At 68.6% G+C, this 24,747-nt stretch carries 28 protein-coding genes; 12 read left to right on the top strand and 16 right to left on the bottom strand.

Going from position 1 to position 24,747, the window contains the following annotated elements; translation table 11 throughout:
- Positions 1-215: 215 nt before the first annotated feature.
- The 3 genes from ACN6LB_RS25185 to ACN6LB_RS25175 are packed head-to-tail and all read left to right on the top strand — an operon-like array spanning position 216 to position 1,008.
- Positions 216-497: a hypothetical protein gene (locus tag ACN6LB_RS25185; protein WP_356140300.1), complete on the top strand. Its 282-nt coding sequence runs from the start codon at positions 216-218 to the stop codon at positions 495-497.
- A gap of 43 nt (positions 498-540) precedes the next feature.
- A complete protein-coding gene (locus ACN6LB_RS25180) occupies positions 541-774 on the top strand; it encodes a hypothetical protein (protein ID WP_445027889.1) in 234 nt (77 codons plus the stop codon).
- A gap of 18 nt (positions 775-792) precedes the next feature.
- Complete coding sequence (locus ACN6LB_RS25175) at positions 793-1,008, top strand: hypothetical protein (RefSeq protein ID WP_356140302.1); 216 nt, start codon at positions 793-795, stop codon at positions 1,006-1,008.
- A 108-nt stretch (positions 1,009-1,116) separates the two neighbouring features.
- Here ACN6LB_RS25175 and ACN6LB_RS25170 read toward each other — a convergent pair whose 3' ends face one another.
- Complete coding sequence (locus ACN6LB_RS25170; RefSeq protein WP_445027888.1) at positions 1,117-1,992, bottom strand: sigma-70 family RNA polymerase sigma factor; 876 nt, start codon at positions 1,990-1,992, stop codon at positions 1,117-1,119.
- An 86-nt stretch (positions 1,993-2,078) separates the two neighbouring features.
- Between ACN6LB_RS25170 and ACN6LB_RS25165 the strand changes: the two genes are divergently transcribed.
- The gene (locus ACN6LB_RS25165; protein WP_445027887.1) at positions 2,079-2,537 is read left to right on the top strand and encodes a carboxymuconolactone decarboxylase family protein; all 459 of its coding nucleotides are present in this window, start codon (positions 2,079-2,081) and stop codon (positions 2,535-2,537) included.
- A gap of 92 nt (positions 2,538-2,629) precedes the next feature.
- Here ACN6LB_RS25165 and infA read toward each other — a convergent pair whose 3' ends face one another.
- Positions 2,630-2,854 (bottom strand): translation initiation factor IF-1, encoded by a 225-nt coding sequence (infA, locus tag ACN6LB_RS25160; RefSeq protein ID WP_356140480.1) that lies wholly within the window; start codon positions 2,852-2,854, stop codon positions 2,630-2,632.
- The gene (locus ACN6LB_RS25155) at positions 2,851-3,642 is read right to left on the bottom strand and encodes a GNAT family N-acetyltransferase (RefSeq protein ID WP_445027886.1); all 792 of its coding nucleotides are present in this window, start codon (positions 3,640-3,642) and stop codon (positions 2,851-2,853) included. Before ACN6LB_RS25155 ends, infA begins: the two co-directional genes overlap by 4 nt.
- A 283-nt stretch (positions 3,643-3,925) precedes the next feature.
- Between ACN6LB_RS25155 and ACN6LB_RS25150 the strand changes: the two genes are divergently transcribed.
- Complete coding sequence (locus tag ACN6LB_RS25150; protein WP_445027885.1) at positions 3,926-4,720, top strand: alpha/beta fold hydrolase; 795 nt, start codon at positions 3,926-3,928, stop codon at positions 4,718-4,720.
- A 21-nt stretch (positions 4,721-4,741) separates the two neighbouring features.
- Here ACN6LB_RS25150 and ACN6LB_RS25145 read toward each other — a convergent pair whose 3' ends face one another.
- On the bottom strand, positions 4,742-5,182 hold the full coding sequence (locus ACN6LB_RS25145) for a VOC family protein (RefSeq protein WP_445027884.1): 441 nt from the start codon (positions 5,180-5,182) through the stop codon (positions 4,742-4,744).
- Positions 5,183-5,426: 244 nt separating this feature from the next.
- Here ACN6LB_RS25145 and ACN6LB_RS25140 point away from each other — a divergent pair, with 244 nt between their 5' ends.
- Complete coding sequence (locus ACN6LB_RS25140) at positions 5,427-5,744, top strand: hypothetical protein (RefSeq protein ID WP_356140484.1); 318 nt, start codon at positions 5,427-5,429, stop codon at positions 5,742-5,744.
- 147 nt (positions 5,745-5,891) lie between these two features.
- The gene (locus tag ACN6LB_RS25135; protein ID WP_445027883.1) at positions 5,892-6,467 is read left to right on the top strand and encodes a hypothetical protein; all 576 of its coding nucleotides are present in this window, start codon (positions 5,892-5,894) and stop codon (positions 6,465-6,467) included.
- A gap of 80 nt (positions 6,468-6,547) precedes the next feature.
- Here the strand turns inward: ACN6LB_RS25135 and ACN6LB_RS25130 are convergent, their stop codons facing one another.
- The 6 genes from ACN6LB_RS25130 to ACN6LB_RS25105 form a co-directional block, all read right to left on the bottom strand.
- Entirely contained in the window at positions 6,548-7,966 is a 1,419-nt protein-coding gene (locus ACN6LB_RS25130; protein ID WP_445027882.1) for a condensation domain-containing protein, read from the bottom strand.
- 374 nt (positions 7,967-8,340) lie between these two features.
- Entirely contained in the window at positions 8,341-9,624 is a 1,284-nt protein-coding gene (locus ACN6LB_RS25125) for a ThuA domain-containing protein (protein ID WP_445027881.1), read from the bottom strand.
- Between the two features lie 32 nt (positions 9,625-9,656).
- A complete protein-coding gene (locus ACN6LB_RS25120) occupies positions 9,657-11,831 on the bottom strand; it encodes an RICIN domain-containing protein (RefSeq protein ID WP_445027908.1) in 2,175 nt (724 codons plus the stop codon).
- Positions 11,832-11,919: 88 nt separating this feature from the next.
- Positions 11,920-13,056, bottom strand: a complete 1,137-nt coding sequence (locus ACN6LB_RS25115; protein ID WP_445027880.1) for a ricin-type beta-trefoil lectin domain protein — start codon at positions 13,054-13,056, stop codon at positions 11,920-11,922.
- A 642-nt stretch (positions 13,057-13,698) separates the two neighbouring features.
- Positions 13,699-14,349, bottom strand: a complete 651-nt coding sequence (locus ACN6LB_RS25110; protein ID WP_445027879.1) for a dihydrofolate reductase family protein — start codon at positions 14,347-14,349, stop codon at positions 13,699-13,701.
- A 241-nt stretch (positions 14,350-14,590) separates the two neighbouring features.
- Positions 14,591-15,367 carry a class I SAM-dependent methyltransferase gene (locus tag ACN6LB_RS25105; protein ID WP_445027878.1) on the bottom strand — a complete coding sequence of 259 codons (777 nt, stop codon included), beginning with the start codon at positions 15,365-15,367 and terminating at the stop codon, positions 14,591-14,593.
- Between the two features lie 172 nt (positions 15,368-15,539).
- Here ACN6LB_RS25105 and ACN6LB_RS25100 point away from each other — a divergent pair, with 172 nt between their 5' ends.
- A complete protein-coding gene (locus tag ACN6LB_RS25100) occupies positions 15,540-16,379 on the top strand; it encodes an endonuclease/exonuclease/phosphatase family protein (RefSeq protein WP_445027907.1) in 840 nt (279 codons plus the stop codon).
- A 129-nt stretch (positions 16,380-16,508) separates the two neighbouring features.
- Here the strand turns inward: ACN6LB_RS25100 and ACN6LB_RS25095 are convergent, their stop codons facing one another.
- Positions 16,509-16,943: a DoxX family membrane protein gene (locus tag ACN6LB_RS25095; protein WP_445027877.1), complete on the bottom strand. Its 435-nt coding sequence runs from the start codon at positions 16,941-16,943 to the stop codon at positions 16,509-16,511.
- 85 nt (positions 16,944-17,028) lie between these two features.
- Between ACN6LB_RS25095 and ACN6LB_RS25090 the strand changes: the two genes are divergently transcribed.
- The gene (locus tag ACN6LB_RS25090; protein ID WP_445027906.1) at positions 17,029-17,706 is read left to right on the top strand and encodes a helix-turn-helix transcriptional regulator; all 678 of its coding nucleotides are present in this window, start codon (positions 17,029-17,031) and stop codon (positions 17,704-17,706) included.
- Positions 17,707-17,749: 43 nt separating this feature from the next.
- Here the strand turns inward: ACN6LB_RS25090 and ACN6LB_RS25085 are convergent, their stop codons facing one another.
- Both ACN6LB_RS25085 and sigJ read right to left on the bottom strand, forming a co-directional pair.
- Entirely contained in the window at positions 17,750-18,223 is a 474-nt protein-coding gene (locus ACN6LB_RS25085) for a hypothetical protein (RefSeq protein ID WP_445027876.1), read from the bottom strand.
- Positions 18,224-18,324: 101 nt separating this feature from the next.
- Positions 18,325-19,203: an RNA polymerase sigma factor SigJ gene (gene sigJ / locus ACN6LB_RS25080; protein ID WP_445027905.1), complete on the bottom strand. Its 879-nt coding sequence runs from the start codon at positions 19,201-19,203 to the stop codon at positions 18,325-18,327.
- 193 nt (positions 19,204-19,396) lie between these two features.
- Between sigJ and ACN6LB_RS25075 the strand changes: the two genes are divergently transcribed.
- Both ACN6LB_RS25075 and ACN6LB_RS25070 read left to right on the top strand, forming a co-directional pair.
- Positions 19,397-19,879, top strand: coding sequence for a nuclear transport factor 2 family protein (locus ACN6LB_RS25075; protein ID WP_356140493.1), 483 nt, complete (start codon positions 19,397-19,399; stop codon positions 19,877-19,879).
- Positions 19,876-20,514, top strand: coding sequence for an LUD domain-containing protein (locus ACN6LB_RS25070; RefSeq protein WP_445027875.1), 639 nt, complete (start codon positions 19,876-19,878; stop codon positions 20,512-20,514). Before ACN6LB_RS25075 ends, ACN6LB_RS25070 begins: the two co-directional genes overlap by 4 nt.
- Positions 20,515-20,589: 75 nt before the next feature.
- Here ACN6LB_RS25070 and ACN6LB_RS25065 read toward each other — a convergent pair whose 3' ends face one another.
- Positions 20,590-21,078: a MarR family winged helix-turn-helix transcriptional regulator gene (locus ACN6LB_RS25065; RefSeq protein WP_445027874.1), complete on the bottom strand. Its 489-nt coding sequence runs from the start codon at positions 21,076-21,078 to the stop codon at positions 20,590-20,592.
- Positions 21,079-21,252: 174 nt separating this feature from the next.
- Here ACN6LB_RS25065 and ACN6LB_RS25060 point away from each other — a divergent pair, with 174 nt between their 5' ends.
- On the top strand, positions 21,253-22,611 hold the full coding sequence (locus ACN6LB_RS25060; protein WP_445027873.1) for a pyridoxal phosphate-dependent decarboxylase family protein: 1,359 nt from the start codon (positions 21,253-21,255) through the stop codon (positions 22,609-22,611).
- Between the two features lie 3 nt (positions 22,612-22,614).
- Here the strand turns inward: ACN6LB_RS25060 and ACN6LB_RS25055 are convergent, their stop codons facing one another.
- Both ACN6LB_RS25055 and ACN6LB_RS25050 read right to left on the bottom strand, forming a co-directional pair.
- Positions 22,615-23,556: an LLM class flavin-dependent oxidoreductase gene (locus ACN6LB_RS25055; RefSeq protein ID WP_445027872.1), complete on the bottom strand. Its 942-nt coding sequence runs from the start codon at positions 23,554-23,556 to the stop codon at positions 22,615-22,617.
- Positions 23,553-24,605, bottom strand: a complete 1,053-nt coding sequence (locus ACN6LB_RS25050) for a response regulator transcription factor (RefSeq protein WP_445027871.1) — start codon at positions 24,603-24,605, stop codon at positions 23,553-23,555. Before ACN6LB_RS25050 ends, ACN6LB_RS25055 begins: the two co-directional genes overlap by 4 nt.
- Between the last annotated feature and the right edge of the window lie 142 nt (positions 24,606-24,747).

Genomic DNA, 24,747 nt, shown 5'->3' with positions numbered 1-24,747 from the left:
ACCTGGACCTCATGACGCTCACTTGCTGCGCACGGGAGAGTCAACGGACGCCGGCCGACAGCAGCCGCACTGATGCGCGTGGCGACTGCCGAAGCGGGCCGCTTCACGGGTTACGGCAGCAGGAGACGCTCTGCGTTTCCCTCTGCGCCGTGGCCGCGAGGCGGGCCGGTGGGCCGGCAGCCAGCCCAGGACCAAGGACACAAGGAGAAGCTCTCATGGCAGTGGCCAATGCGGTGGAACTGTCCGGATACATTACGGCGATGGCGGCGTCGGCTCGGGTCGCACAAGCGGTGCTGTCGGCAGGCACGGATCCGATGACGGTGCGTGAGTTCAAGTTCAAGGTGAACATCAGCGCCGACTTCAACATCAACAGCCAGACGGATGTCGGGCTCAACATCTGGGTTCTGTCCATCAAGGAGAAGCTGACGGTCGACTACAAGAGCCACTGGGGCCTGGAAGTCGACTGCACCATCGTCCCGACCTTCGAAACGGTCTGATCGGGGGCCTGTTGTGGCTTCAGAGTTCCTTCCGCTCGATCAGGTGATCGAGATCGTGCACAGTGCGGTGCTGTCAGCCGGCGGACGTCTCGATCAACGGCCGGGCAGCACTCCGTTCGTGCTCGGGGAATGCAGTGCTGCGCTGTCCCTGGAGCTGCGCACCGACGGGCGGCGGGCTTTGGCGCGCTTCCCCGCCATCGAGGAGAAGGTTCCCCCCGAGTACGTGTCGCAGATCAAGCTCACCTTTCGAGCCGGTCTGCGCCTCGAAGACGGCTGACGGAAGCAGAAAGCGGGCATGACGGTGCAGATACTCCTGGTGGGACTGCGCGGGCCAGGCGGATTCCTGCGCGCCGACAGCGTTCCCCTGAGCGACAGCGACGCTCAGCAGCAGCTGACGGCTGTGGCAGAGGCCAAGAAGGCCGGTCCCGACACGATGTTGCAACTTCCGTGGCTGGTCGTCGCATCGGGTGATGTCGTCTTCGGGCGCCTGGTCCCGATGGGTGGCCCCTGACGGCACAAGCAGTGCATGGTGCCCGGCTGTTGAGGCCGGGCACCATCCTGGAACCGTAGAGCCGCGCAGGTGCCGACGCCCTCGATCGACCGTGTCGCCGACGGGGAGTCACACCGGGGCCGGCAGGTCCATGAGCGCGAGTCGGGCCGGGTCGACCACGGCGGTGATCTCGGTGATGAGGCCGTCGGCGACGGTGAAGGTGAGGAGGGACAGCGGAGTGCCGTCTTCCCTCCAGGAGACCACGCCGGGGCGGCCGTTGACGATCGCCGCATGCCCTCGTGCCGAGCTGCCGGCCAAGCGCGCGCGGGTGGCGACTTCAGTGGCACCGAGCGTGACGAACCTGCCGTTCGGAGCGTGGACGGTGAACTTCACCTCGGGATGGAGAACCTGCAGCAGCTGCTCGAACCGGCCGTCGCGTGCCGCGGCCAGGAAGGCCTGGACCACCTCGCGTTGGTGCCGTCCGGCGCTTGCCGGCTGCTGGGCGGCTTGCAGCTTCCTGCGGGCACGGCTGGCGAGCATTTTGGTCGCGTCTGCGGACTTGCCGATGATGGGGCCGATCTCGCCAAAGGGCACGGCGAACACGTCGTGCAGCACGAACGCCAGTCGTTCGTCAGGGCGCAGCGAGTCGAGGACCGTGAGGAGCGCGAGGCCGAGGGAGTCCCCCAGTGCCACAAGGTCTTCCGGAGCAGGGGCGTCGTCGAGCGTCACGGTGAATTCGGGTAGCCGATCCTCGAAGGAGACTTCTGGGCGCGTCCGGCCCGAGCGCAGTACATCGAGGCTGATGCGCCCGACCACGGTCGTCAGCCAGCCGCCGAGGTTGTCGATGGTGTCGGTGTCCTGGCGGGAGAGACGCAACCACGCCTCCTGGACCACGTCTTCCGCGTCGGCATGAGACCCGAGCATGCGGTAGGCGACGGCGCGGAGCCGGTCGCGGTGGGACTCGAAGGCATCGGCGATCGGGACCGCGGGATGCGAACCGGGCATGTTGTTACCTCTCTGGAAGCTGCTCCGTCATAGGGATGACGCGCACAGGCGCCGCAACGTAACCCGATGAAGGAGAGCACTCCCCCATGGAAAACCGGCTCAAGAACAAGAACCCGAACAACCCCGACGTATGGACCGGGCTCCAGCACCTCCACAAGGCGATCGCCGCCGGGGGCGTCGACCCGAAGCTGCTCGCGCTGGTCCACCTGCGAGCCAGCCAGATCAACGGCTGCTCGGCGTGCGTCTACGCCAGTGCCGCGGGGGGAAAGAAGGCCGGTGACACCGACGAGCGGCTGCACAACGTGGCGGCATGGCGCGAGGCGCCGTTCTACACCGATGCGGAGCGCGCGGCACTGGCGCTGGCCGAGGCCGCCACCCGGTTGCAGGATGGCGCGCAGGGCGTCACCGACGAGATCTGGGAAGAGGTCAACGCCCATTTCACCGAGGAGCAGATCGGCGCGATCAACCTGGAGATCGCACTGACCAACTTCTTCAACCGGATCAACCGCACCATCAAGGAACCGGCCGGCAAGACCTGGGGCTGAGCCCGGCGCGGTAGCCATCGTCGGGGCCCCGGTCACGGAAGCGCCGTGACCGGGGCCCCGGGATCACCTACCGGGGATGGCGCCGACCGGCGCTAGTTCCGGTACCGGAACACGATCCGGCCGCGCGTCAGGTCGTAGGGCGGGAGCTCAACCAGCACCCGGTCTTCCAGCATGATCTTGATGTAGTTCTTGCGGATCTTCCCGCTGATGTGCGCGAGGACTTGGTGGCCGTTCTCGAGCTCCACGGTGAACATGGCGCTGCGCAGGCACTCGACGACCTTGCCCTCGACTTCGATGACGTTCTTGGACTTCGTCATCGCACCAGCTCCAGGTTGCTGCTCGCCGGCTGGGCGCCGAGGCCCTCGAACAGCGCCGAGGCCGCTTGGTTGGACTCTTGGACTTCGGCCCAGGCCGCGGCGAACCCGGAGCGGTGCAGCGTCCCCAGCGCGTGGCCGAGCAGCGCCCGCGCGATGCCGCGGCGCTGCTCGCCGGCGCGGACCGCGACCAGCCCGACGCGCGGCCGGTTCACCGTCACCACCCGGATCAGACCCAGGTAGCGGTCCGCTGCCGCGGCCACCGCGTACTTCGACGGATCGACGATGGTGTCGCCTTCAGGGAGGCGAATCACCTCCGCAGGCATCGACTGCCACCCGACGGTCGCCCCTACTTCGTCACGGATCGCGCGGTCCACCGCCCGCAGCAGGCCCTCGTCCGCCTGACCGGCGGGAACGATCGTCACCCCTGAAGGTGGCAGGGCTTCGTCGAGCCCGGTGACCCGCGGGTCGGTCGGCACGACGTACTCCCACTCGCGGCGCCGGATCGTGAACCCGGCTCGCCGCCAGCCGGCCGTCAACTCGACGTCGGCTTCGTCGACCAGCGTGTACAGCGGCGCCGGCAGTTCCGCCGACATCGCCTCGGCGAGCCGGTCGAAGACGGCGTCGTGCCAGGCGTCGATGCTCACGAACAACCGTCCGTCGGGCCGGTGCTCCGCATGCCCGCGACCGACCACCAAGTCATCGTCCAGCGCATGCCATTGCCTGTCGGCGACGCGCGTGATCATCACCGCGTTGTCGCTCAGGCCAGATGTGAAAGGTTTTGTGTTCATCGGAGTCCCCTTCCGGGAGTGCCTCGATCTCAGGCGCTCCTGGCGACACCGAACGTCAGCCGTCGGACCGTGACGGATCGAGGGAGCACCCACGGGTAACTGTGTTCACGGGGGCTCACCTCCATACGACGACTTCACGGTCCATCAGGACCGTAGCAGCGGGGCACAGCCTCGCTCAAACCCTTTCACCGACCGCTCGGCGAGCACCGGGACATCGAGATTCATACGCACGTCTTATACGTATGTCTTGCACAAGCGTATAGATCTCATCTACGGTAAACCCATGAACACCGACACCCCCAAGCGCTCCGCGCTCACCATCAACGGCCGCACCCTCTCCTTCGTGGACTTCGGCGGCGCGGGCCTCCCGCTGATCGCGCTGCACGGACACATGTCCGAGGGCATGTCGTACGCCGATCTCGCCGGCCGCCTCGCCCCGGACTGGCGGCTCATAGCCCCCGACCAGCGCGGCCACGGCGCCTCCGACCGGGCAGCTGACTACAGCCGCGAGGGATACGTCGCCGACGTGGAAGCCCTCATGAACCACCTGGGCCTGGAGCGGGCGGTCCTTCTCGGCCACTCGCTCGGCGCGATCAACGCCTACCAGTTCGCCGCCCGCCACCCCGAGCGCGTGACCGCGCTGATCAACGCCGAGGGTTGCGCCGAACTCGGCCTGGACGGCACCAATCCACTGGCCTTCGTCCTGAACCTGCCGGACACCACCGCCATCAGCCGAGAAGCGTTCGTGGCGCAGCTCGGCCCCTTCGCCCCCTACCTCGAGTCCGCCGTCCACGAGCGGCCGGACGGCACCTGGGGCCTGCACTTCCGCCCCCAGGACATCTACGACTCCGAGGACAAGGTGCACGGCGACCACTGGGCCGACTGGACCGGTTCCGCATGCCCGGCGCTGCTGGTGCGCGGCACCAAGGGCGGTGTGCTGTCGGCGGAGCAGGCTGAACAGATGACCGCCCGACGACCCGGCACCCGCCTCGTCGAGCTGGAGACGGACCACTTCGTCCACGCCAACGACCCCGCCGGCTTCGCGAACGCGGTCCGCAGCTTCCTTACCGCGGTCTAGCCCGGCTCCCTCGGGCAGCTTTCAGTCGAGCTGCTCGGCCAGTCCGACGAGGATGCCCTCGGGACCGCGGACGTAACAGAGCAGATAGCTGCTTTCGAACTGCTGCACCTCGCCGACGAGTTCGGCGCCATGGGTTTGGAGGCGGGCAAGGACGTCCTCGATGTTGTCGACGGCGAACATGATGCGCCGAATTCCCAACGTGTTCGTCGGTGCGTTTGCCGGCTCGGCGCTGATCGCCTTCGGCGTATGGAACTTCGTCAGCTCAAGCCGGCTGTGGCCGTCCGGGGTCCTCATCATCGCGAGGTCCTGTCGGGCGCCGTCGAGCCCGATGACACGGTCCACCCAGCGTCCCTCGATCGGCATCCTGCCCTCCAGTTCCATCCCGAGTTCGACGAAGAACGCAATGGCAGCGTCAAGGTCGTCGACAACGATGAGGACGTTGTCCATCCGCCGGATCGTCATGCTGGGTCTCCTTGGTGGGGTACGGCCACGGTGGCCGCATCCTCTCCCAAGACGGAGCCCCCATGCCGTCCCAACGGCTTGACCGACCGCATGGGGAAGATGCGGCGCCGTCTGTCGCCTGCTGGTCACACGAGGTGATGAGCCGCCGAAGGCGCCATCAGCGTGATGTACGGCCGTGGCCGCAACCGAAGCGGCACCAGGGGGACTCTCGACCAGTACACAACTCGCCTGCGAGGAGACAGAGATGACCCCCTGGAGCAACGAGACCCTCAGTTCCTGCGCCTTCGTCGACCCCTACGCCGTAACTCCCAGTGACACCGCGTGGCCGACTCCGGCCGAGCCCGTCGATGACATCGACTACTTCCTGCCGCCGCCCAACCCCGCCCACCGCCTCAGCTACACCCTCGACCCGCACGACCGGCAACGCCTCGACCTGCATGCGGCACTCACCGCCGCCGGTATCCCCCCGATGCCCGAGGACCGCGCCGTCATCGACCAGCTCAGCGCTCTGCCCGCAGGCGTCCACCACGTCCTCCAGCGCTGGCTGCACCACACCCTGTGAACCCGGCAGAGCGAAGCGGAGCAGATACCGGAGGGGCCGTGCGTGCGGGCCATCCGGGCGAGGCCCCGGGGCCCGTGCGGCATGGTGCCCAGGGCCGCGGCGCCGTGCGGCTGATGCTGATGCCTCCCCCGCAGGAGAGGCCCGTGAGTGAAACCCAGCTCCCGAGTGACCCCGAGGCCGGCCGTCGCAGCGGACGATGACCTTCCCACTCCCGGGGTCACCGGCATCGGACTCGCCGCAGTGCTCACATTCGCGCTCGCCCAGGGCTCGTGGCAGTGGTTCGCCACGTTCATCGGGGTGACGCTCCTTGCGGTGATCCTCGCCTTCCAGCGACGGCCGGAGTGGACGCCGGACATCCGCTCGTCGTACATGCGCGGCCTGGTCGCGTACGCGCTGGTCGTGGGCCTGTGCGTGGCGATCGCACTCGCGCCCCTGCTGCAGCGCCAGGCCTGGCTGTTTCCGATGCCGGGCACGCGCAGGGAGTGCGAGCTGACAGGCAGGTACGAGGCCCTCCACGTGAAGGCCGCGCTGGGGAACCTGGCCGGCGGTGACGGTGCTGCCCTGGCGTTCACGCAGGACGACCACGCCCGCAAGGCCGTTGCCGAGTGCCTGGCGGCCACGACGACTCTGTGGCTGCCCCTGTACGGGTTGGGGGCGGCGGTGCTGGTGGGGGCCGTTGCGTGGTTCCGCGACCGGTCCCGGCCGGGTTCCGTGAGCTACTGACGACACCGGTGTGGTGGCGGACCTCCACGTCCTGCTCACCTAACAGGTGAAGTTCCGCAGGACGTGACACGACATGGGTCTCAGCGCCCGAGCATTCTCCCGGTTGTGGACATCCCCAAGGCTTCCCGGGCCACCGTAACCACGCGCTCCCGCACCAACTCCACGCACCGCCGCATGTTCTTGTCCGCGGCATCGGTGTCCGGGAGCCGGCAGGCGAACTGCAGGCCCTCGTGGACCCTGGTCACCCACGCGCACACCTGATCGCCGTACGACACCCGGATCAGGCCGTACGCCTTCAGCTCCTGCCAGCGCTCCGAACCAGGAAGGCCGCGCGAGTCGACGTAGGAGACGATCGAGTAGAGGTCGGGGGACGTGGGCCGGAAGTCGGCGCCCAGCAGGGACAGTACGCGGGCGATGGGCATGCGGGACAGCGACCGGTTCTCGCGCAGTGCGGCGCGGACCATACGCAGGGCATGTTCGAAGTCCGTCGCATGCTCCACGGGGATCTCGATCGGCGCGCCGCCCACGTACCAGCCGACCGAGTCGGCCCAGCGGGACTTGGCCCGGGTGTGGAAGGGCACGACGGTTCGGTACACGTCCAGCCCGCTGATCTCGCGGGCTGCGAGCGCGACGGCCGACAGGACACCGACGAGACTTCCGCCGTAGGGACGGCAGTACGCCTCGAAGGCCGCGGCGTCCGTGTCGTCCACGAGCATCTCCTCGAGGAACTTCTGCTCGGGCAGCGGTCCTTCGGGGTCGAGGCCGAGGTCGACGGGGAAGTTCGGCAGCTTGCCGTCGCAGCGGGCGATGAACTCCCGCCAGCGGGACACGACGGTGTGCGTGTCGTCGATCCGGTCGGCGTCCGTGCGCTCACCCGCGCAGAAGTCGATGTAGCTGGCGACGGGTGCCGTCTCGACGGCCCGCCCGGCGCGACCGGCATCGTAGAGCTCGTGGATCTCCCCCGCGATGCGATGGATCGAGTACGCGTCGACGTTGCTGTGGTCGAACGCCAGGTACACGCTCGCGCCGTCGTCCCGGACGACCGCCGTGAAGAGGAAGTTCGGCCAGGTGAGCGCGTCCGCCGCCACGTCGAAGCGGTCCTGCAGATACCGGGTCAGCGTCCCCGCGTCGGCGAAGTCCCCGACGTCCTCACGGTGCAGGGCCACGGCGTCGGGGTCCAGAGTGAACCGCCGCATCTCGTCACCGGCCCACCGGAAGCCGCTGCGCAGGGTCTCGTGCCGGAGCATCCAGGTCCGCAACGCGCCCTGCAGCACGTCGAGTTCGATCACTCCCAGGATGTCGAAGGCGGTACCGAGCCAGGTCGGCACGAACAGTCCGTCCTGGCGCACCGATCGCGCCGTACGAATGTGGGACTCCTGCACGTATGCCGGTGGCCGCGCGTCGTCCGGCAGCGCTCGCGCCGCCCCTACGGCCGTCGGGTGCAGCGTCCACTCGACAAGTCGTCCGGGTCGGATCTCGCACCGCTGAAGGTCGGTCATGCGCACAGGACTCTCCGTTCGCCCGCCCACGGGAGGCCGCCGGGCATCACTGTCGATCCACGCCTCCATGCCGCTCGGGCACCGCTCATTGCATGAGGAGATCAACGATCGGATATTCCGAAAGCAACGCCGTGAACAAGCCTGCGGAACAATCCATTCAGCTTCTGCACAGCAGCTGAGCCGAGAGATGGTGTCGCAGCGGCCGATCCGCTGCCTGCGCCACCGGGAACGACCAGGCCCGCCTGGCGCGACAGAGGTGCCCGGGGCTCTCCGAAGCCCCGGGCACCTCCGCGTCGCTCACCACCCCGTGCAACGGCGGTAAGGCCTCCATGCAGTCCATGGCCTGATTCAGCCGCTCCGGCGCTTCTGGGCCGTCAGGGCCGGCTGGTCAGCGTGAAGCTCTGGGCCGAGGAGTTGTCGCAGGTCCGTTGGGTCAGCTGGACGCTGTTCGTCGCGGCGGTGGCCGTGCTCAGGCACTTTCCGCTGTGCCGGGCGATGAAGTGATACCGCCCGCTTGTCTCCTTCACGGGCTGCCACTGCTGGTTCGTGCCGTTGGACCAACTCCACAGCTGGAGAGGCGCGTTGTCGGCCGTGGAGCGGTCGGTGACGTCGACGACCTGCTGCGGGTTGCCGCGGGCGGTGATGCGGCTGTAGCCGCCGTCCGTGGCGCGGAACTGGAACTGCTGCGCCTGCGTGCCGTTGCAGGTGTACTGCTGAACGGCGGTCCCGTTCGCCGTGGCCGCGGACCGGGTGTCCACGCAGGTGCCGTTCGCCTGGCCTGTCAGTGAGTACCAGGCGGTCTCGGAGATGCCGACGTCCGGGGGCGTCGTGGTGTCCGCGCCGCCGAGCCACTTCAGGCCGTCCAGCAGGAACCGGTTCTGCGTCTCACTGGCGAACGTCGACGACAGACGCGTGTTGGTCTGGTAGTTCATCGCGTTGTGGCCGAAGTTCGCGTACAGCATCCTGTACTGCGTGTTGGTCCACAGGATCGGGTAATACCCGCTGTACCAGGACTGGTTGGGGTCGGTGCCCAGCGGGAAGCTGCTGGGGTCGACCGATGCCAGGATCTTGATGTTCGGGTTCTGCCGCAGGTCGTTGGACCAGCTGTACCACTCGCTGACCGACGAGGTGAACGTGGCCGGCAGGTTCCTGGTCGAGGGGTGGGTACGGTCCTCGACCTTGAGTGTCGCCGACGTCGGTCCCCAGGTGTTGGTGCTGAAGTTCCCGCTGCCCAGGAACTGGTTGTGGTACCAGGGCCAGCTGCCGGCCTCGGTCGTGAAGGCGGCGACATGGAAGCCCATCCAGGCGCCGCCGCCGCGCATGTACCGCTCGAAGCCCGTGCGCTGGGCGGCGGTCTGCGGCAGGTCGTCGAGGAACAGGACGACCTGGTAGCCGTTCACCCCGCCGTTGCTCAGCAGGTCCCAGTTGTTGCTGGCCGTGTAGGTGAACCCGTTGGCTGCGGCCTGCTTGGGGAACCAGTCATTGGCCTCCTTGACGAAGTCGATGTGCGCGGCGTCCCAGGTGCCGCTGTAGAGCGCAAGCACCTTGAACGGGGAGGCGGCGGGGGCGGCGTGCGCGGGTGTCACGGCCAGGCCGAGCAGCGTGGCCAGCAGGAGCAGCCCCCGCAGTACCGCGCGCACCGGTGCGGATTCGGTCACATGTCGCAAGGGATCGATCCCTTCTCTGCGGTTCACGGGTAACTGACCAGGTTGGCCACGTTGGTGGCGGAGTCGGAGGGACCGCCCCGGTCGTTGACGACGTGCCGGATGGTGCCGGTGCCGCCCAGTGACACGGTCACCATGTCCTTGAAGCGGACGTTCGCGGTGTTCGGTGCCTCGATGGCGTGCTCGGCGGTGACCGCCGGGTTGGCGTTGAAGTAGCAGTAGCTGCCGAAGCCGTACACCTGGTGGCTGGTCACCGAGTTCGCGACCTTGTAGGCGGCATAGCCCTGGGTGGAGCCGTTCATCCAGGCGGCCTGGTTGGGCGGGTCGTAGGGCATCTCGTTCTGGTAGAAGTACGTGCGGCCGCCGTTGCCGTTCCAGAGGGTCTGGTGCTTCTGGTAGTGCTCGACGAACAGCCCGTACATGGTGACGTCGTCGCCGTTGACCACGAGTCCGGTGTCGGCGGTGTTGCTGGTCCAGCCGACCCCGCTGCCGTGGTCGGCGCGCCAGAGCCACAGGTGGTCGCCGATGACGTCGTCGCTGTTGATCGTCAGGCTTGTGGTCGCCTTGCCGACGCCGGCGCCGCCGATCCGGAAGAACACGTCGTGCAGCGAGCTCGGGTCGGCACTGTGGTCCTCCGAGGAGCCGTTGGGGCCCAGTGCCATCAGCTGCGCCGAGTTGGTGGTCCCCGCGTCGATCAGCAGGCCGGCCAGCTGGACACCGTCCACGTCGGCGACGGACATCGCGGTGATGCCGTTGTCCGGGATGAGTGTGGCGAGCCCGAGGCCCAGGACCACGGTGTCGGCACGAGTGACCTTGAGCGTCTGACCGAGGTGGTAGACACCCGGGGTGACCAGCAGGTTCTTGCCCGCGGCGAGCGCGTCGTTCATCTGCGCGGCCGTGGCACCCGGCTTGACGACGAAGAAGTCGGAGAGCGGCAGTGACGTACCGGCAGGTGTGCCCGAACCCCACGACGTGCCACTGGAGTTGGAGCGCACCGAGGGCACGAACACCTTGTAGGCGCCGGCCGCGTCGACGTACAGGAAGGGCTTCTCGCGGGAGAGCGGTGTCTGGGCGACGGTGGTGTAGGGCGGGTTGGGGAAGCTGTTGGCCGGCGCGTTCCTGGCGCCGACGAACACCATGTTCCAGTTGGAGCCGGTCCAGCTCGACCAGTCGGTGTTGCGGGACAGCCACTGCTGCTGCGATCCCGACCTGACCTGTCCGTCGACCTTGGTGTCGGCCATGTAGCCGCCGCTGGACCAACCGCCGTCGTCCAGCTGGAGGTTGCCGCGCAGGTGCATACGCCGGTAGGGGGCCGCCTGCGACACCGCCCAGCGGTCGGTCCCGGATGTCGGGGTCACCGACAGGTTCTCGGCCGACCGCCAGAAGTTCTGCGTGGCGTTGCCCTGGAACCAGTCCGCCTCCGCGTGCACCGCGCCGCGGATGTTCACGTCGTCGGGCGACAGACCGAGGCCCGCGACCTGGGTGTAGAAGCCGACATTGGCGTCGGCGGTGTAGGTGCCCGGCTTGAAGAGGAAGGCCTTGCGAGCCGTGCCGAACTGGTTGGTCTCCTGCTGGGCGAAGGCCGCGTTCAGGCTGCTCTGGACCGTCGCGGCCGGGGTCGAGGGGTCGAAGACCGTGACGTTCGGGCCGAGGTCGGGGGTGCCGGGGGGCTGCGAGGCGTCGACCGGATTGACGTAGAAGGACTGGGCCTGGCTGCCGTTGCAGGTGTACTGCTGGAGCTGGACGCTGTCGGCGGTCGACGCGCCCGGCACGTCGAGGCACTTGCCGCTGTTGCGGTTCACGAAGCGGTAGGTGCCGCCGGATTCGGCCACGGCCTGCCACTGCTGGTTGTTCCCGCCGCTGTAGGTCCACAGCTGTACGCCCGCGCCGTCGGCGGTCGACACGTCGGTGACATCCCAGGCCTTCGTGGCGTCGGGACGGTTGGCGACCTGGGTGTATCCGCCCGAGGTGTCCTTGAACTGCCACTGCTGGGCCTGGCTGGTGTTGCAGGCGTACTGCTGGACGACGGTGCCGTCGGCGGTCCCCGCGGAGCGGGCGTCGACGCACTTGCCGCTCCTGGCGTTGACGACGGTGGCCCAGCCGGTGGGCAGGGCCTCGGCGGCCGTCGTCACAGCCGGCGCAGGCGCGGCGCTCGCCACGCCTGTTACGGCGGTCGCCACCAGGGCGAACACGCCGAGCATTCTCGGTATCCGGCCGCGGCCGGGTTCTCGCGTCGTTCTGGACACGGATTCTCCTGGAGGTGGGGGGTGGGAGGGGTGAGCCGTGGCCTCAGCCGGTGTACTTGGCGAAGATGCCGGTGAACTGCCAGGGGGTCTGCGCCACGCCCGAGCAGGTGTCGTCGTTCGGGTAGCCGCCGGAGCACGGGCGGTCGCGGTTGGCCGACCAGAACGTCAGCCGTGCCAGGTGGTGCTGCTGCGCGTAGCCGAGGATGGTCCGGAAGTCGGCGAGGGTGACGGTCTCGTTGACGTCGGTGATGCCGTTCATGGAGGAGATCCCCATGCCGCGGTACGCCTGGTCGTCGCTGTAGCCGTACGCACTCTTGAGAGCCGCCTTTAGCCCCTCGGCCGCCCGCAGGGTGAGCGTGCCCATGTTCTGGCCGGCGCCGCCGAAGTCGAACGGCATGATGGTCCAGCTGTCGACGGTCAGCCCGGCGGCCGCGGCCCGCTTGATGAGGCTGGTGTCGGGTCCGCCCTGGTCCGTGCCGATGGTGACGTACACCTTGAGGCCCGGGTTGGCTGCCTTCACGGCCTTCAGCGCGTCCACGGTGCGCTGCTGGACCGTGCCGTTGCTGTAGGCGTCTGCCTCCAGGTCGATGTCGATGGCCTTGAGGCCGTAGGCGTTGATGACCTTCTGGTAGGCCGCGGCGAGTTCGCCCGCGCTGGAGCAGGAGCTCTCCAGCTTGTTGCCGCTGTAGCCGCCGAAGGACGGAATGATGTCGCCGCCGCCCGCCCGCACGGTGGTGACGGTCCGCTGGTCGACGCCGCCGGTCAGCGGTCGGCTGCCGTCCCACTGCGGGGTGCAGTACCCGTTGCTCAGGACGAAGGCCAGCGTGAACCACTTGACGCCGGTGGCGTTCATGACGGCGGCCGGGTCGGGCGGACTGCCCCAGCCGTTGTAGAGGTACGGGGCGACCGCCATCGGCGCGACCGGGGCCGGGCCGCCGGACCCGGTCGCGGTCCACTTCTGGTTGGCCGCGGCGATGCCGTTGCAACCGTAGATCTGAACGGCCGTGCCGTTGGCGGAACTTGCTCCGGCCACGTCGAGACACTTGCCGCCAAGACCGGTGATGGTGCCGGTGGCGGCCGCCGCGGGTGATGCGGTGAGAGCGCCGGCCGAGAGAGTCAGTACTGCGGTCGAGAGGGTGATGCGCAGTGCGGTGGAACGCGTGCGGGGGCGTTTGGCCATGGGGGCAGCCCTTCACGGGTGGCTGATGGTGGGGGGTGGGGTGCGTTCATGTGGGTGAACGACGAGCGCATGCGTGGAGGCTTGGTGATCGGTGAACTTAAAGGTCTGAACCAGACACGTCAAGAGATGAAGCACGAAGACGCCGGAATTGGCATGCGGGCAGTAGGAGTTGAAGACGCCTGCCGCTTTTCGGGCACTGATACGGCCGTCGCCCCGTCAGGTGGCGGGACGACGGCCGACCGACCGGACGGGCCAGTAGCCGGACGGGCCAATAGCCGGGCAGGCCGGCGGCCAGGCAGGCCGGTGCAGGACCAGCGATGCGGCCGTCAGGGATTCAGGGACGCCGGTGAGCGCCCGTGCGACGTCCGTCGGAGCCGCCCGCTCCCTGGCACGCGAGGGACTCGGCGGTCGGCGCCGCGAGGATACGTGGGCTCCCGCCACCGCGAGCCCCCGACCGGGCCGCGCCCCCGAGACACGCAGCCGCGGTCCCGAAGCTCTGCCCAGGCCGCTTCGAACGGCCCAAGTACCGGGGAACGCCGTTCACTTGTTAAACGGCGGGCATCCATTCCGCCCGCGCTGGGTCACCGCCACGACCTCCGAACGCTCGCCTCCGCCACGCCGAGATCCCCGAGGGCCCTCGCGTCATTTTCGCCAGAACAGGTGATGCGTCACGCCGCTCGGGCTGGGCACGACCTCCAGTTGGAACCGGTCGAGCAGCTCATCGGGCGACTCCCAGAGTTTGAGGCCGGACCCGAGCTCCACCGGCGAGACCACTACGTGCAGGGTGTCGACGAGGTCGGCGTCGAGGAACTGCCGGATGGTGGTGACTCCACCACCGAGTCGGACGTCCTTGCCCTGTGCCGCCTCCCGCGCCTGTTCGAGCACCGCGGCCGGGTCGCCGTCGACGAAGTGAAAGGTGGTGTCGGAGAGCGTGATCGAAGGACGCCCGTGGTGGGTCATGACGAACACCGGGGTGTGAAACGGGGGCTCGTCGCCCCACCAGCCGCACCAGTCGTGGTCCAGCCACGGCCCGCGCTGGGGGCCGAACTTGTTGCGGCCCATGATCTCGGCGCCGATGTTGCGTGCGAAGTCCCGCGTGAAGTAGTCGTCGAGGCCACGGCTCCCTCCGGCATCGGTGCGCATGGGCCAGCTCGCCGTGGCACCGGCCCAGCCGAACAGCCTTTCGGCGTGGGCGAGGCCGAACGGGTTCTCAAGGCTCTGGCTCCGGCTCTCACCGGCACCGATTCCGTCGCTTGAGACGTTGAAGTTCATGACTCTCAGCAGCTGCTCCATGTGTCTCCTCATCAGGTCCTGTCGCATCCCATGTGGCGATGCGCTCCACATCAGTACGTCGAACGGGAGATGGCCGGATCGACAGCGGCCCGTAAGTTCTCCGCAGCGTGCCCGGGCGTGGGGGCAGCCCAGCCGACCGTAACAAGGCGGCCGACAGCTGCGTCGGCGCTCCGTACCGGCGCGCCCTGCACGGCTGCCTGGCGTGTTCGACGGCATTCCGTCCGCCGAGAGGTGGAGTCACCTACTCACCGGCGCGGGCCATGAGCAGCGGCTGGAAAAAGCCTGTCTCCTGCGGCATCCGCCACTCGGGGTCGACAAGCCCGGCCTCGGCTGCGAGGCCGGCCAGTCGGTCCCGGCCAAGTGCCCAGTACGTGGTCCGGCGGACCTTGACGCGCCATGCTCCGCCTGCCGGAAGGAGTTGGAAGTGCTCCAAGTCGTAGTGCTCGCCGTCGTCGTGCCAGTCCCAGAGCTGGAAAGTGACGGTGCGTTCTTCGCCGTCGCCGCAGTCGACGTCCTTGTGGACTTGTGGAGGCATCGAGGTGGGGCGGTCGCCCAGCAGGTCGTCGTAGTTGCGTGTGCTGACCAGCAGCAGGCCGGCCGGACGCAGTACGCGGCGCATCTCGGTCAGGGCGGCGTGTACATCCTGCTCCGTCAGCAGGTGAGGCAGCGAGTTGTCGGCGCAGACGACTGTGTCGAACCGGCCGGCAGGAAACGGGAGGCGCCGCATGTCGGCAGCGGCCGTGCGCAGGCTCAGGTTCCGAGAGGCGGCCTCACGTGCGGCGCGGGCGGCGGCGCGGGGGCTGAGGTCGGTCCCGGTGACCCGGTGCCCGCGCTGCGCCAGAGCGATGGCCTGCGTGCCGATGCCGCAGGAACAGTCGAGAACCGCCGCGCGATCTTGGCCGATCAGGGCGTCGAGGGCGTTCCCCTGCCTGCGGATGCTCGCGTCCCAGTCCGGATAGATCAGGTGGTAGTCGTCAGCCAGTTCGTCGTAGAAGTGCGCCACCGATGTCTCGGGCATGGGCCGAGATTACCGTGCCACCCTCTACGGGCCCGTGCTGGTCCAAGCGCTGCGCGCTCCGGCAACGCAGCGGCGTCACTCTTCCTCGTGCCCCATTCCCTGGGCTGAGCGCTGTGTCATAACCTCCTGCAGGACGATGTCGGATGATCTGTGTATCCACGGTGTGGAGGCGATGGTGCTCAGAAGGGCCACGCGGTTGCTCGCGGGCGCCATGGCCGTGACCTGGGTGGTGCTCGTCGGGCCCAGTGCACCAAGCGGTGCTGTTTCCGCCAGGTCACTGCCTGTCGGAGCCGTCAGGGATGTCGTACCGAACCGGGTCATGACGTGGAACATCTGCAACCCCTGCGACAAGAGCAACGTCGACCGGGCGGCGGAGATCGCCGCGTTTGCGCCCCAGGTCGTCGGCCTGCAAGAAGCATGCGTAGGTGACGTGGAGAGGATCCGGGAGTATCTCGAGAACCTTCACGGACTCGTCTACCACGTCGAGTACGGGACGGTTCTTCGGAATTGGGGACGTTGCGGGGGTATGCCGTGGAGTCCGGGGGCCTTCGGCCAGGCGATCCTCTCGGCTGCACCGATGACTGACCTCGTCAACGTGGAGTATCCCGACGGTGGTTCGGAGGACCGTGGGTACATGGCGGTCACCACGACTGTGGGCGGCCGGCTCGTCCGGGTCTTCAACACACATCTCGCCCAACGACAGCAAGAGGCAGTCCGAGCAGGTCAGGTCGGCGTACTCGCCGCAGAGGTCGCCCGACACGACCGCGCGATCGTTGTCGGGGACTTCAACGCTGTGCCGGACGCCCCTGAACTCTCCAGGATTTGGGCACTGGCCGCGGATACAGACCCCCAGTGCCATCCCTCGCCCACTGGCAGCTGCAAGCCGACCACCGACTGGCAGGGCAAGTTCGACTACGTCTTCCTGCGAGGCGTCGTCCGGCTCGATCACCATGTGCATCCGACCCCGTACTCGGACCACCACCTGCTGTACACCGACCTGGACCTGACTTAAGTGGCATCCCGGCCGAGTCGGCCGACGACGGTCTGTTCGCCCTTCAAGCCATAGGTCCGCGCATCGCTTCAGCGGCAGCAGAACCGGAGAGCCCGCCCGACGGAGTCATTCGGCACGAGTCGCGCCGGCTCAGTGCTCCCGCTTGCCGTGGTAGCACTCGGCGAGGCGTGCCAGTGCGACGGCGGCGAGAAGGAGGCCGAAGTCGCGCAGTGCGATGTCGTAGTAGTCGGGGATGGTCAGCAGGTTGACGATGATGCCGGCCAGCCAGCCGGCCACCAGCCAGGCTCCGAAGCGGGGAGCCAGGGCCACGGCGATGCCTGCCACGATTTCGATCACACCCACGGCGTACATGGCTGCCTGGGCGCTGCCGGGCACGATGTCGTTGATCCACGGCGCGAGGTAGTTGGGCCAGTCCACGAGCAGGTTGGCGAACTTGTCCAGCCCGAACAGGATCGGCGCCACCGTGAAGGCGATGCGCAGGATCGCGAATGCCTGATAGCCGGGATCGGCGAACAGTGCGCGACGTGGGGTGGCGGACGTGGTGGTTGTGGTTGCGGAGGACATGGCAACCTCTCCTTCTATCGACAACTCTCATTACTTATAGAAGCGCCGATCCCTTCTTTAGTCAATGGCTGTTGGTTTTACACTGGTGTTCGTGGACGACCCGAAGGAAGTACGCGACGCCGATGTCTCCGCCATCGCCGCTCTGGACGAGCCGACGCGCAGGAGGCTGTACGACCATGTGGTGCGCCAGCCCGGCCCCGTCAGCCGGGACGACGCGGCCGCCGCGCTGGGCCTGGCGCGCCAGACCGCGGCGTTCCACCTCGACCGTCTGGCCGATGAAGCCCTGCTCGACGTGGTCTACGAGCGACGCAGCGGACGGGCGGGCCCGGGGGCGGGCCGGCCTGCCAAGCTGTACCGGCGTTCGACGAAACAGATCGCGGTCAGCCTGCCGGACCGGCGCTACGAGCTCGCCGGACGACTCCTTGCACAGTCCGTGGAGGAATCCGGCGCAACCGGTGAGCCGGTACGGGATGTGTTGCACCGCAAGGCCGAAGAGCTCGGCACGCTGCTGGGCGAGCCGGGCGGCGGGAACCTTTTCGACCTGCTGGAGCAGCACGGGTTCGAGCCGCGGCACGAAGAAGGCGCCATTGTGCTCGGCAACTGCCCCTTCCATGCCCTGGCCCGTGAGTACACACAGACGGTGTGCGGCATGAACCTGCATCTGCTGCGCGGTGTCCTGCACGGGCTGGGCGAGTGCGGGTACACGGCATGCCTGTCGCCCAGCCCGGGCCGGTGCTGCGTCCGCTTGGAGCCTGTCGCCTGATCACCTCATGTCAGAAGCCGCGCCGCAAGCATCAGGCGGCGCGTCACTGTTCGCCGACGGGTGGCTGCCGGGCGAGGAACTCCTCGAACGCCGCCTTCTGCTTCGGATCCATGAAGCCTTGGCGGACGTTGCGGGCCTTCTCCTGCAGCCAGTGCGCCTCGTTGGGGTCCAGGAGCTCGGCGACCACGACGCCTCCGCGAGCGACCGCCGTGCGCCCGCCCACGCGACGGCGAAAGAGCGTGAACGGGCCGAATTCCGCTGGGTGGGCCAGCTCCGGCTTTTCCGTATCGGCCGGGCTCTCGTCCCGGGCGTCACTCGTCGGGTAGGCGTTCGGGGCCCAGTGCTCCCAGAGCGCCAGCGTGGCTGCGGGCACCAGCACGGCACGCTCCCCCACTTCAGTCCCCTCCCAGATGAACGTGACACTGACCGGCTCGCCGACCGCCTCGGCCAGCCCGAGCACCCTCTCCATCTCATCGTTGATCGGGTAACCCACCACTACATCCATCTCAATCCCCATGATGCCCGAGGCTACTGGCCGCCACTGACAGGACAGCCACGTCAAGGACGAGCAAGGAGACCTCGGCGCGGGTCACGGGCGCGGACCATCGCGCACGCACCTCAACGCATCGCCCACGGCCGGAGCTTGTCCGGGTTGCGTACCGCCCAGATGCGTGTGATCCGCTCGCCCACCACCTCGAACGCGAACACGGTCACGATCCGGTCGTGCTGCTGGACCACCAGGCCGGGCAGGCCGTTGACGGTGCGCTCGAGCAGGGTGTGCGCGGGCGCGACCTCGGCGATCCGCAGGTATGCGCGGGCGATCTCCTCGCCGCCGACGATCGGATCCAGGATGGTGAGGGCCTTGCCACCGCCGTCCGCGACCCAGACGGCGTCCGGATCGAGCAGGCCGATCATCGCGCCGATGTCCTTCGCCCCCCAGGCCGCCTTGAAGTCCCGCACCACCGCGGCATGACCGGCGCTCGGGCCCGCGTCGGCCCGTGCCTCGCGAATCCGCCGCCGGGCCGAGGAGGCCAGCTGACGGCAGGCCGCGGAGCTGCGCCCGACGATCTCGGCGACGTCCGCGAACGGGTAGCGGAAGACGTCGTGCAGGACGAACGCGACGCGCTCGGCCGGGGTCATCGACTCGAACACGACGAGGAAGGCCATGCTGACCGACTCGTCCAGGCTGACCCGGTCGGCAGGGTCCATGCCGCCGTCGGCCGCTCCCCCGCTGATCCACTCGGTCGGCTCGGGCAACGGCTCAGGGATCCATTCACCCACGTACGTCTCCCTCCTGACCCGCGCCGAACCGAGCAGGCTCAGGCAGACACGGCTGGCCACCGTCGTCAGCCAGGCGGCCGGGACCTTGATGTCCGCTCGCTGGGCATCGGTCAACGCATACCAGCGGGCGTAGGTCTCCTGGACCACGTCCTCGGCGTCGGCGAGCGAACCGAGCAGCCGGTACGCCAGGTTGATCAGCCGCTGCCGCTCGTCCATGACCACGTCCTCGCCGCTCACGCGCACCCGGTCCCCGTTTCTGGCTCGTATCCGATCGTCCACACATCTTCGACCGGACAGGCCGCCGAAATGTGAGGTCGGGCGTCCGCGTGACAGCGCCGCCTCACATTCCAGGCGGCTACATGGTCGAAGTGGTGAAGACGAGTACGCCATCCATGGCAGGAAGAAGATGATGACCGACTTTCAAGCCATCGCGGACCGCGTCGAGATCGACGCGCTGCGCGCCGAGTTCACCGACGCGGCGATGATGCGGGACCGTGCCCGCCTGGCTGCGCTGTTCACCGAGGACGGCGTGCTGCGCATGCCCGATGTGCCGATCGAACTGACCGGCCGGGAGGAGATCCGCGTCGGCGGCGAGCGGCTGCAGGCCCAGTGGGACTTCTTCGTGCAGAACACGCACCCGGGCTCGGTGGTGATCGACGGCGACACCGCGACCGGGCGGGCCTTCATGTACGAACTCGCCCGCCTCCGCACCGGTGTCGAGGGACAGAACTTCGCCGTCTACCACGACGTCTATCGGCGCACCCCGGACGGCTGGCGGTTCGCCGAGCGGGTCTACGAGATCAGATACCTCGACACCACCCCGCTCGGCGGCTCCGCGCCCGCGCCGAACAACCGGACCCCGCACGAGCAGCAGGAAGGCAAACAAGCATGAGCACGCCGACCACGACAACGACCGAGACGGACTTCGCCGAGCCGGTGCCCGCGCCGCGGCTCGAGCGGGCGGCCGCAGCGCTGCGTGAGCACGGCTTCGCCGTCGAGATCCTGGACGACATGACCGCTGCCCGCGGCCGTGTCGGTGAGCTGATTCCCGAGGGCGCGTCGGTCTTCACCGGGGCCAGCGAGACGCTACGGCTTTCCGGCATCGACGAGGACCTCAACGCCGGCGGACGCTACGACGCGATCCGGCCGAGGGTGCTGGCCATGGACCGGGCCACCGAGGGTGACGAGATCCGGCGGCTGATCAGCAGCCCCGACGTGGTCGTCGGCAGCGTCGCCGCGGTCACCGAGACGGGCTCGCTGGTCGTCGCCTCGGGCAGCGGCAGCCAACTGCCCGCCTACTCCGGCGGCGCCGGCCGGGCGATCTGGATCGTCGGCGCGCAGAAGGTCGTGCCCGACCTGCCGACCGCGATGCGCCGACTCGAGGAGCACGCCCTGCCGTTGGAGGACGAACGCGCCCGGCAGGTCTACGGCGTGCCGAGCGCGATCAACCGGCTGCTCGTACTGCACGCCGAGCCTCACCCCGGCCGCGTCACCGTTCTGCTGCTGCGCGAGGCCGTCGGGTTCTGATCCCCGGCCCGCCCGGCGGCTGGTGCGTGGCCCGTATCCGGCCGCCGGGACAGGTCTGCCGGTCGACGGCGCGGCTCAGTGCACGGTGTCGTCCAGGGCTTTGCCGATCTGACCGAGTGCGCTGGTCAGTCGCGTGTATTCGGCTTGGGACAGCGGTCCTACGAAGTACTGCTCGACGACCTGGGCGTGAACGCCTGCTGCGAGGACAAAGGCGGTGCGGCCCTGGTCGGTCGGTTCCACCAGGACACTCCTGCGGTCCGCGGGCGCCGGCACGCGCCTGACCAGACCGGCTTCCTCCATACGGTCGACCAGTCGGGTGATGCCGCTGCTGGTCAGCGTGAGGTCGTCGGCCAGCCGACGCTGCGAGACCCCCTCCCCGGGCTGCCGGCAGAGTCTGATCAGCACCTCGAACATCGTGTGGCTGATCCCGCACCGCTGCCGCAGTGCCGCGTCGATCCGCAGTTCCAGCCGGGTGGCGGCCTTGATCAGCAGACCGAAATCCCGGACCAGCGCGCTGTTGGCGGCACGCTCCGCTTCCTCGCCTTGCCCATTCCCTGCACCCACCCGTACAAGCCCTTCTCCGTGCCCTGCGCAACCTCTCCTGAGTTTACTGCCCCCTCACCTACCAATGTCTCAAATACTGACTACTCAATTGCTGAGCAGTCAATGATATTCTAGAGTCGACACACCTCCACCAGGGACCGGGGGCCTGGAGACCAAGGAAAGTGGGAGAGGACCATGGATCTGCAGCACTGGCTCGGGCGGGCCACTCAGGCGATACAGGACTGGGCCGACACCTACGGCCCCTACGACACGCACCCGTCACTGCTCGTCGACGAGAACCACTTCACCGCGGCCTTCGGCGAGTTCACGGGGCGGCTGAAGGACAACTACCCCTTCTTCCACCCGCGTTACGCGGGACAGATGCTCAAGCCCCCGCACCCCGCCGCCGTGGTCGGCTACCTCACCGCCATGCTCATCAACCCCAACAACCACGCCCTCGACGGCGGCCCCGCCACCGCGGCCATGGAGCGCGAGGCCGTCGCACAGCTCGCCGCGATGTTCGGCTACGACACCCATCTCGGCCACCTCACCACCAGCGGCACCATCGCCAACCTCGAAGCCCTCTTCGTCGCCCGCGAACTCCACCCCGGCCGCGGCGTCGCCTACAGCGCCGACGCCCACTACACCCACGGCCGCATGTGTCACGTCCTCGGCATGAAGGGCCACCCCGTCCCCACGGACAGCCAGGGCCGTATCCACCTCGACGCACTCGAGGAACTACTGCGCACCGGCGAGGTCGGCACAGTCGTCCTGACGGCCGGCACCACCGGACTGGGCGCGATCGACCCCGTCCACCTGGCCCTGCCCCTCGCCCGACGCCACGGCGTCCGCGTCCACGTCGACGCCGCCTACGGCGGCTTCTTCACCCTGCTCGCCGGCGTCGACGGCCCCGAAGGACTCCCGCCCGAGCCCTGGCAGAGCATCGCGCAGGCCGACTCGATCGTCATCGACCCGCACAAACACGGTCTGCAGCCCTACGGCTGCGGCGCCGTCCTCTTCCGCGACCCCGACGTGGGCCGCTTCTACCTTCACGACTCGCCGTACACCTACTTCACCTCCAGCGAACTGCACCTCGGCGAGATCAGCCTGGAGTGCTCCCGTGCCGGCGCGTCCGCCGCCGCTCTCTGGCTCACCTTCCAGCTCCTGCCGCCCACCCGCGAGGGCCTCGGCCAGGTCCTGGCCGCAGGCCGCCGGGCCGCGCTCCGATGGGCCGACCTGATCACCTCATCCAGTCGGCTGGAGCTCTACCAGCAGCCCGAACTGGACGTCGTCACCTATTTCCCGATCGTCGCCCCCGCCACCCTGACCGCCGTGGACACCGCCTCGGCGCGCATCCTCGCGGACGGCATGACCACCCCCGACCCGGTCTTCCTCAGCACACTCAAAGCAGACCGCGAGGCGTTCAGCGCCCGCCACCCCAAGATCACTGCGGATGCCGACAGCGCGCGCATCCTCCGCAGCGTCCTGATGAAGCCGGAATCCGAGCACCACATCGACCACATCCACGCCCGCGTCGAACACCTCACCGGCTGAACGTCAAGCGGTCAGCGCCTCGACCCTGCGCATCACCTTGCGGCAGAACTCGCCGACTCCGTCCGGGTCATCGATGAACTGGTTCGGCTTGATGCAGAACGTGGTGAAGCCCTGTTCCCACTGCTCCGGGATGGAGGCGAGGGCCGCGCCGAGGTCCGCCGTCGAGTGGTCGTCGGGGAAGACGGCCTGGGTGCCGCCGATCATCTCCAGGTCGGCGACGTCCCGGCCGGCGGCGGCCATGGCGTCCTTGAGCAGTTGCCTGTCCTGCGGTGTCGGCCTGCCCAGGGGGTGGAACCCGTGGCCGTACCGGACGAGTCGGCGCAGGACAGGTCCGTGCAGGCGCTGTCCGCCGAACCACAGCCGTGGGCCGTCCGGGCGGTGGGCCTTGGGCTCGAAGTAGACGTCCCGGAACGGATAGTGGTCGCTGTCATGCGAGATCGGGGACGGCCCCCAGGCCTTCGCCCAGACCTCCAGATGCTCGTCGAGCAGCCGGCCGCGCTTGCCGAAGGGCACTCCCAGAGCGTCGTACTCGTCCTTGCTCCAGCTGACCGTGGGCTGTACCAGCAGTCGGCCCTCGCTGAGGAGGTCGAGGGTGCCCAACTCCCGTGCCATGAGCAGCGGATGACGCAGCGGGGCGAGGACGGCCGCGGCGGCCAGTCGCAGGCGCTCGGTGACGGAGGCGATGGCGGCGAGCAGGAGGAGCGAGTTGGGCCAGGGGGTGCAGGGGTCCTGATTTCCCGGGAGGGCGTAGTCGCGGGGGTTGCCCATGATGCCGTCCACGGCCGCGTCGGGACCGAGCACGACGTGTTCGCTGACCATGACCGCGTCGAAGCCGGCGTCCTCGGCCTCGCGGGCCCACCGTACGGCCTTGGGCAGATCGGCTCGGCCGCCGGTCAGGGTCCAGTTCTCGCTGAGGACGAGGAGCATGCGGGGCGTGCTGGTCATCGTCGTTTCTCTCCCGTTTCCCGGACGCCGGGCGCCCGCTCGACGAAGTACTCCAGATCCTCGGGCGCAGGTCGCAGTACACCGTCCCGCACGGCGAGCGCCGTGGCTTCGGCACGTGAGGCGCAGCCGGTCTTGCGCAGCAGGTGCTCGATATGGCTGTGCACTGTCCGCGGGGAGAGGAACAGGGCCTGGGCGATGGTCTGGTTGGCCTGCCCTCGGGCCGCCCGCGTGAGCACCTCCAGTTCGCGTGGGCTCAGGCCGTACGGCAGTTCTGCGCGCTCCTCGTACACCAGGACCGCCGTGCGCGGGGCCCCCGGTCCCACCGTGCACCGGCGCAATACCACTCGGCGCCAGCCGGACCCGACCGGCCACAGCATCCGCAGCCGCAGTCCGCGCGCGAGGACGAACACCTCGACGAGACGGGCGAAGTCCCCGTCCTCCAACACTTCGGCGGGCGCCCGGCCCGGCAGTTCGATGGTGCCCTCGGCGGTGACGAGGCTCGCCCGTGCCCCGGACGGCAGGTCGTCGAGGCCACCGGCATGGGCGGTGGGGTCGGTGAGTGCGCCCAGCGCGGGCAGCAGCGTGGCGAGGAGGTGGCGCGCCTCAATGTCATAGGTGTCCGCCCCTTCGGTGGACAGGTGGATCAGGCCGACCAGGCGCCCGTCGTGGCGCAGCGCCCCGGTCAGTCCGTCGCGGAAGCCGGCGGGCCGCACCCGCTCGGCGTAGAACCAGCCGTGCCGGAAGCGCGGTCCGGGGTCGTCGGCGTCCTCGGAGATGGAGCGCGGCAGTTTCTGTCGTACGACGTTGGCGTACCAGGGGGTCGCGACGAACTCGGCGGCCAGCGCCTGGGAGGTCTCGGCGGTGTAGCCGACTCCCGCGATCTGCACGTGGGTTCCGGAGAGGGGATCGATTCCGAGCAGGGTCCCCGCGTCGAACGGCAGGGCCCGGCCGAGTTCCTGCATGGCCTGGCCGCAGGCCCTGGCGGTGTCACGTTCGCGGGTGAGCATGCCGATGCGGGTCGCGGCCGCGATCTGCTGGTGGCTGAGCATGCGAGCCTCCCGAAGGCCCTGGTTGCTGCGGGGAGATTGTTTGGGCCCTAACGATATGCGTGTCCGGAGTGCCCGACAAGCGGTTCACCGTTGTCGTGGCCCGATTCCGGCTGGTCGGTACCGGACTCCGGGAGAGTCGGTA

The organism is Streptomyces sp. SAS_270 (genome assembly GCF_052543295.1).
Note: the sequence above shows the minus strand (reverse complement) of the source record. Positions and strands in the feature narration are given on the sequence as shown.

Bases quoted from the DNA above. Each gene is read 5' to 3' on its own strand.
- ACN6LB_RS25120 (WP_445027908.1), bottom strand. From the start codon at position 11,831: ATGCTCGGCGTGTTCGCCCTGGTGGCGACCGCCGTAACAGGCGTGGCG.
- ACN6LB_RS25070 (WP_445027875.1), top strand. From the start codon at position 19,876: ATGAGCACGCCGACCACGACAACGACCGAGACGGACTTCGCCGAGCCG.
- sigJ (WP_445027905.1), bottom strand. From the start codon at position 19,203: ATGGACGAGCGGCAGCGGCTGATCAACCTGGCGTACCGGCTGCTCGGT.
- ACN6LB_RS25165 (WP_445027887.1), top strand. From the start codon at position 2,079: ATGGAAAACCGGCTCAAGAACAAGAACCCGAACAACCCCGACGTATGG.
- ACN6LB_RS25130 (WP_445027882.1), bottom strand. From the start codon at position 7,966: ATGACCGACCTTCAGCGGTGCGAGATCCGACCCGGACGACTTGTCGAG.
- ACN6LB_RS25185 (WP_356140300.1), top strand. From the start codon at position 216: ATGGCAGTGGCCAATGCGGTGGAACTGTCCGGATACATTACGGCGATG.
- ACN6LB_RS25140 (WP_356140484.1), top strand. From the start codon at position 5,427: ATGACCCCCTGGAGCAACGAGACCCTCAGTTCCTGCGCCTTCGTCGAC.
- ACN6LB_RS25055 (WP_445027872.1), bottom strand. From the start codon at position 23,556: ATGACCAGCACGCCCCGCATGCTCCTCGTCCTCAGCGAGAACTGGACC.
- ACN6LB_RS25110 (WP_445027879.1), bottom strand. From the start codon at position 14,349: ATGGAGCAGCTGCTGAGAGTCATGAACTTCAACGTCTCAAGCGACGGA.
- ACN6LB_RS25155 (WP_445027886.1), bottom strand. From the start codon at position 3,642: ATGAACACAAAACCTTTCACATCTGGCCTGAGCGACAACGCGGTGATG.
- ACN6LB_RS25060 (WP_445027873.1), top strand. From the start codon at position 21,253: ATGGATCTGCAGCACTGGCTCGGGCGGGCCACTCAGGCGATACAGGAC.
- ACN6LB_RS25095 (WP_445027877.1), bottom strand. From the start codon at position 16,943: ATGTCCTCCGCAACCACAACCACCACGTCCGCCACCCCACGTCGCGCA.
- ACN6LB_RS25050 (WP_445027871.1), bottom strand. From the start codon at position 24,605: ATGCTCAGCCACCAGCAGATCGCGGCCGCGACCCGCATCGGCATGCTC.
- infA (WP_356140480.1), bottom strand. From the start codon at position 2,854: ATGACGAAGTCCAAGAACGTCATCGAAGTCGAGGGCAAGGTCGTCGAG.
- ACN6LB_RS25145 (WP_445027884.1), bottom strand. From the start codon at position 5,182: ATGACGATCCGGCGGATGGACAACGTCCTCATCGTTGTCGACGACCTT.
- ACN6LB_RS25105 (WP_445027878.1), bottom strand. From the start codon at position 15,367: ATGCCCGAGACATCGGTGGCGCACTTCTACGACGAACTGGCTGACGAC.
- ACN6LB_RS25085 (WP_445027876.1), bottom strand. From the start codon at position 18,223: ATGGGGATTGAGATGGATGTAGTGGTGGGTTACCCGATCAACGATGAG.
- ACN6LB_RS25100 (WP_445027907.1), top strand. From the start codon at position 15,540: ATGGTGCTCAGAAGGGCCACGCGGTTGCTCGCGGGCGCCATGGCCGTG.
- ACN6LB_RS25175 (WP_356140302.1), top strand. From the start codon at position 793: ATGACGGTGCAGATACTCCTGGTGGGACTGCGCGGGCCAGGCGGATTC.
- ACN6LB_RS25170 (WP_445027888.1), bottom strand. From the start codon at position 1,992: ATGCCCGGTTCGCATCCCGCGGTCCCGATCGCCGATGCCTTCGAGTCC.
- ACN6LB_RS25150 (WP_445027885.1), top strand. From the start codon at position 3,926: ATGAACACCGACACCCCCAAGCGCTCCGCGCTCACCATCAACGGCCGC.
- ACN6LB_RS25115 (WP_445027880.1), bottom strand. From the start codon at position 13,056: ATGGCCAAACGCCCCCGCACGCGTTCCACCGCACTGCGCATCACCCTC.
- ACN6LB_RS25075 (WP_356140493.1), top strand. From the start codon at position 19,397: ATGACCGACTTTCAAGCCATCGCGGACCGCGTCGAGATCGACGCGCTG.